The 14,900-nt window shown below is 67.8% G+C and carries 6 protein-coding genes; all 6 read left to right on the top strand.

The window, feature by feature from the left end; genetic code table 11:
- Positions 1–29 precede the first annotated feature (29 nt).
- Positions 30–941 carry a glycine--tRNA ligase subunit alpha gene (gene glyQ, locus C1924_RS19915; RefSeq protein WP_108754631.1) on the top strand — a complete coding sequence of 304 codons (912 nt, stop codon included), beginning with the start codon at positions 30–32 and terminating at the stop codon, positions 939–941.
- A gap of 71 nt (positions 942–1,012) precedes the next feature.
- Positions 1,013–3,088 carry a glycine--tRNA ligase subunit beta gene (glyS, locus tag C1924_RS19910; RefSeq protein WP_108766868.1) on the top strand — a complete coding sequence of 692 codons (2,076 nt, stop codon included), beginning with the start codon at positions 1,013–1,015 and terminating at the stop codon, positions 3,086–3,088.
- Between the two features lie 250 nt (positions 3,089–3,338).
- Complete coding sequence (locus C1924_RS19905) at positions 3,339–5,135, top strand: autotransporter assembly complex family protein (protein ID WP_108766867.1); 1,797 nt, start codon at positions 3,339–3,341, stop codon at positions 5,133–5,135.
- Positions 5,132–8,992 carry a translocation/assembly module TamB domain-containing protein gene (locus tag C1924_RS19900; RefSeq protein WP_108766866.1) on the top strand — a complete coding sequence of 1,287 codons (3,861 nt, stop codon included), beginning with the start codon at positions 5,132–5,134 and terminating at the stop codon, positions 8,990–8,992. The genes C1924_RS19905 and C1924_RS19900 overlap by 4 nt, the downstream gene beginning before the upstream one ends.
- Before the next feature lie 166 nt (positions 8,993–9,158).
- On the top strand, positions 9,159–11,306 hold the full coding sequence (locus C1924_RS19895) for a S46 family peptidase (protein WP_108766865.1): 2,148 nt from the start codon (positions 9,159–9,161) through the stop codon (positions 11,304–11,306).
- 135 nt (positions 11,307–11,441) lie between these two features.
- Positions 11,442–14,888 (top strand): PAS domain-containing hybrid sensor histidine kinase/response regulator, encoded by a 3,447-nt coding sequence (locus tag C1924_RS19890; protein WP_108766864.1) that lies wholly within the window; start codon positions 11,442–11,444, stop codon positions 14,886–14,888.
- The last annotated feature ends 12 nt before the right edge of the window (positions 14,889–14,900 follow it).

Below are 14,900 nucleotides of genomic sequence, written 5' to 3'. Positions count from 1 at the left end.
CACCCCTCTGCCGGCCAAGAATCGTCCGCATGTCCGCGACCCCGACCGTTCCGATCACCTTCCAGGGCCTGATCCAGACCCTGAACCAGTTCTGGGCCCAGCAGGGCTGCGTGCTCATCCAGCCGCTCGACCTGGAGGTGGGCGCCGGTACGTTCCACCCGGCCACCTTCCTGCGTGCGATCGGCCCGGAAGGCTGGAACGCGGCCTATGTGCAGCCGTCGCGCCGCCCGACCGACGGCCGCTACGGCGAAAACCCGAACCGCCTGCAGCGCTACTACCAGTACCAGGTGGCGATGAAGCCGGCGCCGGACAACATCCAGCAGCTGTACCTGGATTCGCTGAAGGCGCTGGGCATCGACCCGCTGGTGCATGACCTGCGCTTCGTCGAAGACAACTGGGAATCGCCGACCCTCGGTGCGTGGGGCCTGGGCTGGGAAGTCTGGCTCAACGGCATGGAAGTGACCCAGTTCACCTACTTCCAGCAGGCCGGTGGCCTGGAGTGCCGGCCGGTGCTGGGCGAGATCACCTACGGTCTCGAGCGCCTGTGCATGTACCTGCAGAACTGCGACAACGTCTACGACCTGGTCTGGACCTACGGGCCGGACGGCCAGCCGGTGACCTACGGCGACGTGTACCACCAGAACGAGGTGGAGCAGAGCACCTACAACTTCGAGCACGCCGACGTGGAGGAACTGTTCCACCGCTTCGATGCGTGCGAGCGTGAGGCGCAGAAGCTGGTGGAAGTGAATCTGCCGCTGCCGGCCTACGAGCAGGTGATGAAGGCCAGCCATACCTTCAACCTGCTGGATGCGCGCCGTGCGATCAGCGTGACCGAACGCCAGCGCTACATCCTGCGCGTGCGCGCGCTGGCCCAGGCGGTGGCCAAGGCCTATTACGAGCAGCGCGAGAAGCTGGGCTTCCCCGGCGCGAAGAAGGCCTGACGGCCGCTCTCCCCCTCACTTCGGGGCGCCGGCCGCGTCGCGCGCTGCGCCCCCACCACAGGATTGAAACGATGAGCCAACTGTCCCCCCTGCTGATCGAACTGGGCACCGAAGAGCTGCCGGTCAAGGCGCTGCCGGGCCTGGCCCAGGCCTTCTTCGATGGCGTTGTCGAGGGCCTGCGCAAGCGTGGTGTCGAACTGGACCTGGGTGATGCCCGTCCGCTGTCGACCCCGCGCCGCCTGGCCGTACTGTTGCCGGGCGTTGGCCTGGAACAGCCCGAACAGCGCAGCGAAGTGCTGGGCCCGTACCTGAACATCGCGCTGGACGCCGAAGGCCAGCCGACCAAGGCGCTGCAGGGCTTTGCCGCCAAGGCCGGAATCGACTGGACCGCGCTGGAAAAGACCAGCGACAACAAGGGTGAGCGCTTCGTGCACCGTGCGGTGAGCCCGGGCGCGCGCACCGCTGCGCTGCTGCCGGAGATCCTGCGCGAAGCGATTTCCGCGATGCCGATTCCCAAGCCGATGCGCTGGGGCGACCATGATTGGGGCTTCGCCCGCCCGGCGCACTGGCTGGTGCTGCTGCACGGCAACGATGTGGTGGAAGCCGAGCTGTTCGGCCTGAAGGCCGACCGCATGAGCCGCGGCCACCGCTTCCACCACGACAAGACCGTGTGGCTGAGCCAGCCGCAGGATTACGTGGAATCGCTGCGCGCGGCCAAGGTGCTGGTCGACCCGGCCGAGCGCCGCGCGCGCATCGTCGCCGAGGTCGAGGCCGCTGCTGGCCAGGCCGGTGGCAGCGCCCGCATCACCGAGGACAACCTGGAGCAGGTGGTGAACCTGGTCGAGTGGCCGGCGGCGGTGCTGTGCAGCTTCGAGCGCGCGTTCCTGGCGGTGCCGCAGGAAGCGCTGATCGAGACGATGGAGATCAACCAGAAGTTCTTCCCGGTGCTGGATGACAGCGGCAAGCTGACCGAGAAGTTCATCGGCATCGCCAACATCGAATCGAAGGACGTGGCCGAAGTGGCCAAGGGCTACGAGCGCGTGATCCGCCCGCGCTTCGCCGATGCCAAGTTCTTCTTCGACGAGGACCTGAAGCAGGGCCTGGAATCGATGGGCGATGGCCTGAAGACGGTGACCTACCAGGCCAAGCTGGGCAGCGTGGCCGACAAGGTGGCGCGCGTCTCGGCGCTGGCCGAAGTGATCGCGCCGCAGGTCGGTGCCGACCCGGTGCTGGCCAAGCGTGCCGCACAGCTGGCCAAGAACGACCTGCAGTCGCGCATGGTCAATGAATTCCCGGAACTGCAGGGCATCGCCGGCCGCCACTACGCCGTGGCCGGTGGCGAATCGCCGGAGGTGGCGCTGGCCATCGACGAGGCCTACCAGCCGCGCTTCGGTGGCGATGACATCGCCCTGTCGGCGCTGGGCAAGGTGCTGGCCATCGCCGAGCGTGTGGACACCCTGGCCGGCGGGTTCGCCGCGGGGCTGAAGCCGACCGGCAACAAGGACCCGTTCGCCCTGCGCCGCAACGCACTGGGCCTGGCCCGCACGATCATCGAAAGCGGTTTCGAGCTGGACCTGCGCGCGCTGCTGGCCAGCGCCAACACCGGCCTGGCCGCGCGCAACGTGCAGGCCGACGTGGGCGAGCTGTACGACTTCATCCTCGACCGCCTGAAGGGCTACTACGCCGACAAGGGCGTGCCGGCCACGCACTTCAATGCAGTGGCCGAGCTGAAGCCGGCCTCGCTGTATGACTTCGACCGTCGTATTGACGCCATCGGCACGTTCGCCGCGCTGCCGGAGGCGGAGGCACTGGCTGCGGCCAACAAGCGCATCCGCAACATCCTGCGCAAGGCCGAGGGCGACATTCCAGGCCAGATCGATGCCTCGCTGCTGCAGGAAGACGCCGAGCGTGCGCTGGCCGAAGCCGTGACTGCGGCCATCGACGACACCGGCGCCAGCCTGCACCACAAGGACTACGTGGCCGTGCTGGCGCGCCTGGCGCGCCTGCGCCCGCAGGTGGATGCGTTCTTCGATGGCGTGATGGTCAATGCCGAAGACCCGGCCCTGCGCGGCAACCGCCTGGCGCTGCTGACCCTGCTGGGCGAGCGCCTGGGCAAGGTGGCGGCGATCGAGCACCTGTCGAGCTGACGGGTGCCCCATCCACGCATGGCGTGGATCTACTGGGCACGCCCACGCATGGCGTGGATGCATCGGTAGTGCCGGCCGCTGGCCGGCATTGTCCATGTTGCCGGCCAGCGGCCGGCACTACCTTCGCCGGGCATGGCCCGGCGCTACCGGTTTCGTGCAGATTCGACGCACAAAGATGCGCATTTTGACTGCCACTTAACAACCGATCCCGATTCGCGCGCTGCATTTCGCATCGTCACGCGCGGTCGGTATGCTGTGCCGCATGCAGCCAAAGAAATACGCCCTCCCGCTGATGGTCCTGAGCCTGGCCACCACGTCCGTGGCCCACGCGCGCGGCACCATCGACAAGGTGGACATCAAGGGATTGGACAAGGGCGACGACGCCGCGATCATCGAGAACATCCAGGAATCGCTGTCGCTGTACGACACCATCGGCAAGGAACAGGGCGAGTCACGGCTGGAATACCTGCTGTCACAGGCCGAGCGGCAGACCCGCGAGGCGCTGGAACCGTTCGGTTACTACAACCCGGTCATCACCGTCGAAGCGCCCCGCCAGGATGAGCGCGTGCAGGTGCACATCCGGGTGGAGAAGGGCGAGCCGGTGCGGGTGCGCCGCGAGCACATCGACATCACCGGCCCGGCCATGTACGACCAGTACCTGCAGGATGACATCGCGGCCTTCAAGCCGCGCAAGGGCCAGCGCTTTGAACACACCCAGTACGAAGCGAGCAAGATCACCATCACCCGCCGCCTGGCCGAGCGTGGCTATTTCGATGCCGACTACACCCAGCGCCAGGTGCAGATCACCCGCGCGGAGAATGCGGCCGACATCGACCTGACCTGGGACAGCGGCCGCCGCTACAACATGGGCCCGGTGACCTTCGAGCAGGACTACTTCGTCGACAAGCTGTTCGACCCGCTGGTGTACTGGAAACAGGGCAGCTACTTCCACGAAGGCAAGCTGGACCGCCTGCGTGAATCGCTGACCAAGCTCGATTACTTCAGCGTGATCGACATCCAGCCGCGGCCCGACCAGGCCGACGAAAACGGCGAAGTGCCGGTGGAAGTAAAGCTGACCCGGGCCAAGCGCACCATCTATACCTCGGGCCTGAGCTACGGCAGCGAGAGCGGGGCCGGTGTGCGCGGTGGCATCGAGCGGCGCTACGTCAACAGCCGCGGCCACAAGATGAACACCCAGCTGGACTATGCGCAGAAGCGCAAGAGCCTGACCAGCACCTACCGCGTGCCGGCGTTCAAGTGGCTTGATGGCTGGTATGGGTTCACCGCCAGTGCCTACGACGAGCAGACCGACTACATCGACCTGCGCAACTTCAAGCTGATCGCCAGCCGCAGCGGCCAGATCAACGAGAACTGGACCGCCATCGCTTCGATGAACGCCCTGCGCGAGCGCTGGCGCTATGCGTCGGGCACCGAGTTCACCAATGCGGTCTACAACACGTCCACCCTGGTGTATCCGCAGCTGGTTGCCGACTACGTCAACGTGGACGATCCGCTGTTCCCACGCAGCGGCATCAGCGGCACCGCCACCCTGCGCGGCGGCATCGAGGGTGCCGGTTCGGACACCAGCTTCGTGCAGGCCAACGCGGTGCTGCGCTGGTACATTCCGGTCGGGCAGAGCGACCGCCTGATCCTGCGCGGCGAAGGCGGTACCACCTGGACCAGCGACCTGGTGGCCATGCCGCCGAGCCTGCGCTACTTCGCCGGTGGCGACCGCAGCATCCGGGGTTATGCCTTCCGCGAAGTCGGCCCGCGCACGCCGGCCCCGGACAAGTACGCGCTGGGCGCGAAGAACCTGGTGGTCGGCTCGGCCGAGTATGAGCATTACTTCAATGGCGGCCCCTGGGGCGCGGCGGTGTTCGTCGACACCGGCAGCGCGTTCGACAACACCATCGACCTGCACACCGGCGTGGGCTTCGGCGTGCGCTGGAAATCGCCGGTCGGCCCGGTGCGCGTGGACATCGCGCACGGCCTGAACAACCCGGATTCGCAGTTCCAGCTGTACCTGAATATCGGAGCGGACCTGTGAGCGCGCAGACCCCGGACACCCGCACTCCGCCGCCACCGCGCGTGCGCTTCTACCGCCGTCGCCGTTTCTGGGCGTGGTCGGGCGTGGGCGTGATCGGCCTGGTGCTGCTGGCGCTGTTGGCGGTGTACTGGCTGCTGCAGACCGTGGCCGGCCGCGATGTGCTGCTGGCCCAGGTGGTGGCGCGCCTGCCGGTGGGCGCCAGCTTCACCTGGGACAAGGCGGATGGCCCGGTGGCCGGGCCGTTGACCCTGTACAACGTCGATTTCCGCTACGACGACATCCACTTCCACGCCGAACGCGCGCATCTGGAGCCGGACCTGCGCCCGCTGCTGGGCCGCAAGCTGCTGCTGGACAAGCTGGAACTGACCAACGCCACGCTCAACCTGGCCAAGAGCGATGAGCCGTTCAAGCTGCCGTCGTGGCCTGATTCGCTGCCGCAGATCGAGATGCCGCTGGCGATCCAGGCCGATGCCATCGCCATCGATGGCCTCCGCATCAGCCAGGGCAACGAGCCGGTGATCGACATTGCCCGCGTGCGTGGCGGCATCGAGATCGCCAATGGTGAATTCCAGGCCCGGCAGCTGGTCGTGGCCAGCGACATGGGCGATTTCACCGCGCAGGGGCGTTACATCCCGGCCAAGGATTACGACACCGACGTGACCGTGACCGCCGTGCTGCCGGCACCGCGCGGACGCACCGCCGCCACCCTGGGCCTGGTCGCACGCGGCGACCTCGCGCACATGGAAGTGGCCGTAGCCGGCCGTGCACCACAGCCGCTGAAGGCAATGCTGGTGTTCGACGGCCGCACCGACCCGACCTGGAGCGCTACGGTGCGCAGCGATGAGCTGGACCTTGCGCTGCTCTCGCCGGCCCTGGCCACGTCGGGCATCGCGCCGCTGGCGCTCGATTTCAGCGCGTCGGGCAAGGGCGGCAACGCCAACCTGCATGGCCGGGTGAAACAGGGTGAGCAGGAACTGGAACTGGCCCCGTCGATGGTATCCCTGCAGGACCAGGTCCTGAAGGTGTCGCCGCTGGTGCTGAAGGGCCTGGGCGGCGAAGCACGCCTGCAGGGCACCGCCGATTTCAGCCAGGAAGACCAGCAGAAGCTCGATTTCTCGGTGGTGGCGCAGAACCTGACCTGGGTGCCGGCGCCGGACCCGAACACCGCCGGCAGCGCGCCGGTGCCGGTGACGCTGAAGGAAGCGCGTTTCGGCCTGGCCGGCACGCTGCGGGCGTGGGCAGCGATCGGCCGCGCCGATGTGCAGCGTGAGGACCAGAAGGCGCAGCTGCGTTTCGATGTGCGCGGCAACGACAAGGCCGCGCAGATCCATCAGCTGCAGGCACAGACACCGGGTGGCCAGCTGCAGGTGGAAGGCCAGGTGGCGTGGTCGCCACAACTGGACTGGGACGCCAAGGCCACCCTGAAGGACTTCGATCCGGGCTATTTCGTGCCGGGCTGGAATGGCCGCCTGTCCGGCAATTTCGCCTCCAAGGGCCAGCAGCTGCCGCCACCGGCCAATGCACCGCCCGGCACCTCCGGTACCCTGCAGGCGACGGTGGACCTGCCGTCGCTGAAGGGCACCCTGCGCCAGCGCAACGTCGACGCCCAAGGGAAGTTCGCGCTGCAGGGCGAGCAGGGCCAGGGCGAGCTGAAGCTGGCCGTGGGCAGCAGCCGGGTGACGGCGTCGGGCAAGGTGGGTGACCGCCTGGACATCGACGCACGTTTCGAGCCGCTGCAGCTGAGCGATCTGCTGCCCGGTGCCGATGGTGGCCTGCGTGGCCAGGTACAGGTGAAGGGGCCGCGCGATGCGCCCGACATCACCGCCGACCTGGTCGGCAACAACCTCAACTGGGATGGCTACGGCGCAGAAAGCCTGAGCATCAAGGGCCATCTGCCGTGGCGTGGCGACAGCGGCACCCTGGCGGTGCAGGGCCAGCAGGTCAATGCCGGCATGCTGCTGGAACGCTTGAACGTGGATGCGCAGGGCAGCGTCTCGAACCTGCGCCTGAGCGCACAGACCCACAACGAGATGGGCGCGATCGACCTGCAGGGCAGCGTGCGCCAGCAGGGCGCGCAGTGGCGCGGCGAACTGGCCACGCTGCGCATCGCGCCGATGAAGGGCGACCCGTGGTCGCTGCGTGCGCCCGCGGCGTTCGCGATCAACGGTGGTACGTACACCTTGTCCGAGGCCTGCCTGACCACCACCAGCAATGGCGCGCTGTGCGCGCAGGCCAACTGGCCGCGTGAGGGCGTGGTGGTGCGCAGCGATGCGCTGCCGCTGTCGCTGGTGCAGCCGTGGCTGCCGCCGCAGTCCGGCCGCCGCGTCTACCTGCGTGGTGATGTCAGCCTGGACGCGCAGATCCGCCCGCGCGCCAACGCCTGGGAAGGCCACGTGGAAGTGCGCTCGAAGGAAGGCGGGGTGCGCCTGGGTGAGGTCCGCAACGCCGGCACCGATACCACCCGCGGCGAACTGGTGCGCTACGACCAGTTCTCGCTGAAGCTGGACATGACCCCGGCCAGCATCAAGGGCTACCTGGGCATGGGCTTCCAGGGCAACGGCTTCGTCGATGCGAAGATGCAGACCGGTTGGGAAGCCGGTGCGCCTTTGAACGGCGAGCTCTACCTGAACATGTCACGGCTGTACTGGCTTGAGCTGTTCTCGCCGGACATCGTGCGCCCCACCGGCCTCATCGAAGGCCATGTGAGCCTGCGCGGTACGCGTGGCCAGCCCTCGCTGGGCGGCGACGCAACCCTGAGCAACTTCAAGGGCGAATTCCCCGCGCTGGGCCTGACCTTCGACCAGGGCAAGGGCAGCTTCGTGGCCCAGCCCGATGGCTCGGCCAAGATCACCGCACAGGCCAACTCGGGGCAGGGCACGCTGTATGTCGATGGTGGCCTGTCCTGGTTCGGCGATGCGCAGCCGCTGCAGCTGAAGATCCACGGCGAGAACGTGCTGGTCTCCAACACCAGCGAACTGCGCATCGTCGCCAACCCCGATCTCGACTTCACTCTGGCCAAGGCGGCGATGGAACTGCGCGGGACCGTCAACGTGCCCGAGGCCGACATCGACCTGGAGCGCCTGGACCGCGGTACCTCGGTGTCCGAGGACGTGGTGGTGCTGGACCCGGCCGACCCGGAAGAATCGCGCACTTCGCCGCTGGACATGGACCTGACCGTCAGTCTGGGCGACAAGGTGAAGATGACCGGCTTTGGCCTGAAGGGTGGGCTCACCGGCAAGATGCAGGTCTGGGCCAAGCCCGGCCGCGAGATGACCGCCAACGGCGGGCTTGAGGTGAGCGGCCGCTACAAGGCCTACGGCCAGGACCTGACCATCACCCGCGGCAACCTCAACTGGAACTACAACGCGGTCTCCGACCCGCGCATCAACATCCGCGCCGAGCGCCGCATCGGTGACGTCACCGCAGGTATCGACGTCACCGGCCGCGCGCAGCAGCCGCGTGCGGACGTGTGGTCCGATCCGGCGATGTCGCAGTCCGAAGCGCTGGCCTACCTGGTACTGGGCCGCAGCCTGACCAATGCCAGCACCGACCAGACCCAGCAGGTCACCGCGGCCTCGGCGGCGCTGTCGGCCGGCAGCGGCCTGCTGGCCTCGCAGCTGGGCGCCAAGCTGGGCCTGGACGATGCCGGCGTGAGCCAGTCACGCGCGCTGGGCGGTTCGGTCATCGGTTTCGGCAAGTACATCTCGCCCAAGCTGTACGTGGGCTACGGCGTATCGATGGTCGGCGCCGGTTCGGTGCTGACCCTGAAGTACCTGCTGCGCCGCGGCTTCGACGTGGAAGTGGAATCGAGCACGGTGGAAAACCGCGGCTCGCTGAACTGGCGCAAGGAAAAATAAGAATGCGGTAGTGCCGGCCGCTGGCCGGCAACCCATGCCGGGGTCAGGTCCCTTTCAACGAAAGGGCTCTGACCCCAGGTGCAACGCCGCCCCCAACCATCGGCCGTTGCCCCATCGGCCCCCAGCGGCTATGGTCCCGGGCTGTTCTGTACTGCCGGAAACGCCGATGTCTGCCCGCAAAACCCTTCCTGCCGCCCTGGCCCTGGGCCTGACCCTCGCCGCAGGCGCCCACGCCGATGAAGGCATGTGGATGCCGACCCAGCTGCCGGAGCTGGCCAAGCCGCTGAAGGCGGCCGGCTTCAAGGGCAACCCGGCCGAGCTGGCCAACGTCACCGCGCCGCCGCTGAGTGCGGTGGTGCGTGCCGGCGGTGGCACGGCCTCGTTCGTTTCCAAAGATGGCCTGCTGCTGACCAACCACCACGTGGCGATGGGCGTGATCCAGTACAACAGCTCGCCCGAGCACAACCTCATCAACGATGGCTTCATCGCCCAGGGCCGCGCCGACGAGCGCCCGGCCAACCCGGATTTCCGCGTGCTGGTCACCGTCGGCTTCGACAAGGTGACCGACCAGGTGCTGGCCCAGGCCAAGGGCAAGACCGGCCGTGCCTACTTTGATGCCGTCGATGCGGCCAGCAAGCAGATCGTGGCCGAGTGCGAGAAGGACGGCAGCGTGCGCTGCTCGGTGGCCAACATGTATTACGGCACCGACTTCTACCGCATCGCCCAGCTGGAACTGAGCGACGTGCGCCTGGTCTACGCGCCGCCGCGTGCGATCGGCAACTACGGCGATGAGATCGACAACTTCATGTGGCCGCGCCACACCGGTGACTTCACTCTGCTGCGCGCGTACGTCGGCAAGGACGGCAAGCCGGCCGCCTACAGCAAGGACAACGTGCCCTACCAGGCGCCGGCGCACCTGCAGATGTCGGTGGAAGGCCCGAAGGAAGGCGACTACGCGATGCTGGCCGGCTACCCGGGTATCACCTACCGCCACCGCACCGCGGCCGAATTCGCCGGCCAGATCGATACCGTGCTGCCGCGCCGCGTGTCGGTGTTCCAGCAGATGATCGACACCATCGAGGCGGCCAGCGCCAACGACGCGCAGGCGCGGACCCGCTACGCCTCGCAGCTGCAGTCGCTGAAGAACAACCGCAAGCGCGCTGCCGGCGAGCTGGAAGGCCTGCTGCGCAGTGATGCCAAGGCCCAGCGTGCCGCCGACGAAAGCGCCATGCTGGCGGCCACCGACCGCCGCTACCAGGCCGATATCAAGGCGCTGCTGGCCAACCTGTCGCAGGGTGCGGCGGTGGGCGAGCGCGACCTGCTGCTGGACCAGATGGCCCTGCAGACCCAGCTGCTGCGTTCGGCACTGCTGCTGGAACGCCTGCGTATCGAGTCGGCCAAGCCGGACGCGCAGCGCGAGACCGGCTTCCAGCAGCGCGACCAGGCGATGATCGAGGGCGTGCTCAAGCAGGTGCAGCGCCGCTACGCACCCGAGGTCGAGAAGGCCTTGCTGGGCAGCCTGCTGACCCGCTACCAGCAGCTACCGGACGCGCAGCGCGTGGCTGAGTTCGACGCCGCCTTCGGCCGTACCCCCGTGCAGCTGGGCAAGGCGCTGGACACCCTGTACGCCGGCACCCAGCTGGGTGACGAGGCGCAGCGCCTGTCCCGCTTTGCCGCTGCCCGCGAAGGCAAGGCGCTGGCCGCCGATCCGCTGATCGCCATCGCCGCTCCGCTGGTGGCCGCGCAGCTGCGCATCGAGAACGAGAGCAAGACCCGCGAAGGTGAGCAGCTGCGCCTGCGTCCGGCCTACATGCAGGCGCTGTTTGCCTGGCGTGCCAAGCAGGGACGTGCGGTGTATCCGGATGCCAACCGCACCCTGCGCATCAGCTACGGCAAGGTGGAAGCGCTGCATCCGCGCGATGGCGTGACCTACTCGCCGGTGACCACGGTGGCCGGCATCGTCGAGAAGAACACCAACGCCTACCCGTTCGATGCACCCAAGCCGCTGCTGGCCGCCATCGCCAAGGGCGATTTCGGCACGACCGCCGACCCCGCATTGAAGACCCAGACGGTCAATTTCCTGACCAATCTGGATACCACCGGCGGCAACTCCGGCTCGCCCGTGCTCAATGCGAAGGGTGAACTGATCGGCCTGAACTTCGACAGCAACTGGGAGTCGGTCAGCGCCAGCTGGTGGTTCGACCCGCGCTTCAAGCGTGCCGTGCACGTGGACATGCGCTACCTGCGCTGGCTGCTGGCCAAGGTCTACCCGGCGCCCGAGCTGCTGAAGGAAATGGGCGTGCCGGCCCAGTAAGAAGCCGACCACGACCAACGGTCGCGGCCCGCACCGCGTAGGCCCCCACCTTGGTGGGGGTGGTTGCCCCCAACGAGCCCGTACACCTGGCCACGCCTGGCCTACACTGCGGGTTCCTCTGACGGAAACGCACGCGTGGTCTCCAGCTGGATCCTGCTGCTGGTCTCGGTTGCCTATGCCGCGCTGCTGTTCGGCGTAGCGTGGTGGGGCGACCGTCGGCCGATGTACCCCGACCGGCCCTGGTTGCGGCCGGTTGTCTACAGCCTGGCCCTGGCCGTGTACTGCTCGTCGTGGACCTTCTACGGCGCGGTCGGAACCGCGGTGCGCCATGGCGTGGGCTACCTGCCCATCTACATCGGCCCGCTGCTGATGCTGCTGTTCGGCTGGCGCATCATCGAGCGCCTGGCGCTGGTGGCGCGCAGCCAGAACGTGGTGTCCATCGCCGATTTCATCTCCTCGCGCTTCGGCCGCTCGCGGCGGCTGGCCGCGCTGGTGGCCATCATCGCCCTGATCGGCATCGTTCCGTACCTGGCCCTGCAGTACAAAGCGGTGGCGATGAGCCTGCAGGTGCTGACCGGCAATACCGGCCCCACCGGCTTCTTCACCGACCCGGCGCTGTATGTGGCGCTGCTGATGGCCCTGTTTGCGACCCTGTTCGGTACCCGCCAGGTCGATGCCACCGAGCACCACCACGGCATGATGCTGGCCATCGCCTTTGAATCGGTCATCAAGCTGCTGGCGATGCTGGCGGTGGGCGTGTTTGCCTACCTGTGGCTGAGCAATCGCACCGATGCGGTGGTGGAGTCGGTGCATACGCTGTTCACCGGCCTGCCCCCGGTGGGCTTCATCTCGCAGACCCTGCTCAGCTTCCTGGCGATCATCTGCCTGCCGCGGCAGTTCCACGTGGCGGTGGTGGAATGTGGCGACGTGCGTGACGTGCGCCGCGCGCGCTGGATGTTCGGCGGCTATCTCGTATTGATCTCGGCGATGGTGCTGCCGATTGCCACGGCGGGTGTCACCCTGTTCGGTACCGGCGGCAGCGTGGCCGATGATGCGATGGTGCTGGCCCTGCCGTTGGCCGAAGGCCGCAACGCGCTGGCGCTGATCGCCTACGTTGGTGGCTTCTCGGCGGCAACCGGCATGGTCATCGTGGCCTCCATCGCGCTGGCCACCATGGTCAGCAATGACCTGGTGATGCCGGTGCTGCTGCGCCGCAGTGGTGACCACCAGGAAGCGGCCGACATGGCCTCGCGCGTGCTCTGGATCCGCCGCATGGCGATCCTGCTGCTGGCCTTGATGGCCTACAGCTACTACCGCAGCAGCAGCAACGACAGCACCCTGGCCTCGTACGGGCTGATGGCCTTCGCTGCCGTGGCGCAGTTCGCGCCAGGGCTGATCGGCGGCCTCTACTGGCGCGGCGCCAGCCGCAGGGGCGTCGAAGCCGGCATGCTGCTCGGCTTCGCCACCTGGATGTACACCCTGCTGCTGCCGGCGATGACCATGGCCGGCTGGGTCGATGCAACCTGGGTGCAGCATGGACCGTTCGGGGTTGAGTGGCTGCGCCCGCAGCAGCTGTTCGGCATGACCGGCTGGGACCCGCTCACCCATGGCACCTTCTGGTCGCTGCTGGTGAACGCGGCCACGATGATGCTGGTGTCGGCGCGCTGGCGCCCCGGCGTGGATGAACGCCTGCGTGCCGCGCCGTTCCTCGATCCCTATGCCGAGCGCCCCTCGGTGGCAGGTGGCTGGCCCGGCCATGTGCACGTGGGCGATCTGCTGGCGTTGGCGTCGCGCGTGGTCGGCGAGCGCCACGCGCGCCGTTCGTTCTTTGAACAGGCGCAGTCGCTGGGCCGCGAACTGCAGTCATCGGCGCCGGCCGACCGGCCCTGGGTGCAGTTCACCGAGCGCCTGCTGGCGGCCTCGATCGGTGCTGCCTCCGCGCGTCTGCTGCTGACCAGCCTGCTGCGCGGCTCGGGCATGGATCTGGGCGAAGTGGTGGCCGTGCTGGACGAGGCGGGGCAGGAGCTGCGCTTCAACCGCGAGATCCTGTCCACCACGCTGGAAAACATCAGCGCGGGTGTCAGCGTGGTCGACCCGGACATGCGCCTGACCGCCTGGAACCGCCGCTACCAGGACATGTTCGGCTACCCCGACGGCATGCTGTACGTGGGCCGGCCGGTGGCGGACCTGATCCGCTACAACGCCGAACGCGGTGAGCTGGGCGAAGGCGATATCGAAGTACAGATCAACCGCCGCATCGGCTACATGCGTGCCGGTTCACCGCATGTGTTCGAGCGTACCCGCAGCGACGGCAAGGTGATCGAGATGCGCGGCCAGGCCCTGCCCGGCGGCGGTTACGTGACCAGTTACAACGACATCACCGACTACAAGCACGCGGAAAGGGCGCTGCTGGAAGCCAACGAGACGCTCGAGCAGCGCGTGGCCGAGCGCTCGCACGAGGCGGAAGTCGCGCAGCAGTCCAAGACCCGGTTCCTGGCCGCCATCAGCCATGACGTGCTGCAGCCGCTGAACGCCGCGCGCCTGTTCGCCTCCGCGCTGCGTGACAGCGACCACGTAAGCGATGAACAGAAGCACCTGGCCGAGCGCGTGGATGCCTCGCTGCGTGCGGCCGAAGAACTGCTGGACGGTCTGCTGGACGTGTCGCGGCTGGATGCCGGTGGCCTGCATCCGGTGATCGGCGAGTTCGACGTGAGTGCATTGATGCGCGAGCTGGCCGCGCAGTACACGCCCGTGGCTGCCGGCCGCGGCCTGCGTCTGGATCTGTTCGCGCGCACCACCTGGGTGCGCAGTGACCGCCGCCTGCTGCGCCGTGTGCTGCAGAACTTCCTGGCCAACGCGCTGCGCTACACGCGCCAGGGCCGCATCGTGCTGGCCGTGCGCCAGCGGGGTGATGAAGTGGAACTGCAGGTGTGGGATACCGGCCCGGGCATTCCCGAGCACCACATGCGGCAGATCTTCGATGAGTTCCATCGCTACCAGCAGCCCTTCGACTGGGGCGAGCAGGGGCTGGGCCTGGGCCTGTCGATCTGCCAGCGCATCTCGCGCCTGCTGGACCACCGCTTGAACGCGCGCAGCCGGGTCGGCAGTGGTTCGATGTTCTCGATCATCCTGCCGCGCGTGGCGCCGTTGCCGGGCTACAGCGAACCCCTGCTGCCCACCCAGGCCGCACCGCCGCCGGTACGCAGCGATTCGCTGGCCGGCATGCGCGTGCTGTGTGTGGACAACGACGAAGAGATTCTTGACGGCATGCGCGCGCTGCTGGGCCGGTGGCAGGTGCAGGTCATCACCGCATCAACGGTGGACCAGGCGCTGCAGAAGGTGGCCGAGCAGCCGCAGGTGATGCTGGTGGATTACCACCTGCACGACCGCATGGATGGGCTGGATGCGCTGGTGGCGCTGCGCGAAGCGGCGGGCTACCCGTTGCCGGGCGCGCTGCTGACCGCCGACGGCCGCGATGAACTGAAGCGCATGGCACGCGAGCGGGGTTATCGCGTGCTGACCAAGCCGATCAAGCCGGCCTCGCTGCGCGCCTTCCTCGGCGCACTGCGCGACGCGAGGTAACGCCGGCCGCTG

The sequence above is a fragment of the Stenotrophomonas sp. ESTM1D_MKCIP4_1 genome, from assembly GCF_003086895.1.
Classification (GTDB): Bacteria; Pseudomonadota; Gammaproteobacteria; order Xanthomonadales; family Xanthomonadaceae; genus Stenotrophomonas.
This window is presented reverse-complemented; position numbering and strand designations above follow the sequence as displayed.

Bases quoted from the DNA above. Each gene is read 5' to 3' on its own strand.
- glyQ (WP_108754631.1), top strand. From the start codon at position 30: ATGTCCGCGACCCCGACCGTTCCGATCACCTTCCAGGGCCTGATCCAG.
- C1924_RS19905 (WP_108766867.1), top strand. From the start codon at position 3,339: ATGCTGTGCCGCATGCAGCCAAAGAAATACGCCCTCCCGCTGATGGTC.
- C1924_RS19895 (WP_108766865.1), top strand. From the start codon at position 9,159: ATGTCTGCCCGCAAAACCCTTCCTGCCGCCCTGGCCCTGGGCCTGACC.
- glyS (WP_108766868.1), top strand. From the start codon at position 1,013: ATGAGCCAACTGTCCCCCCTGCTGATCGAACTGGGCACCGAAGAGCTG.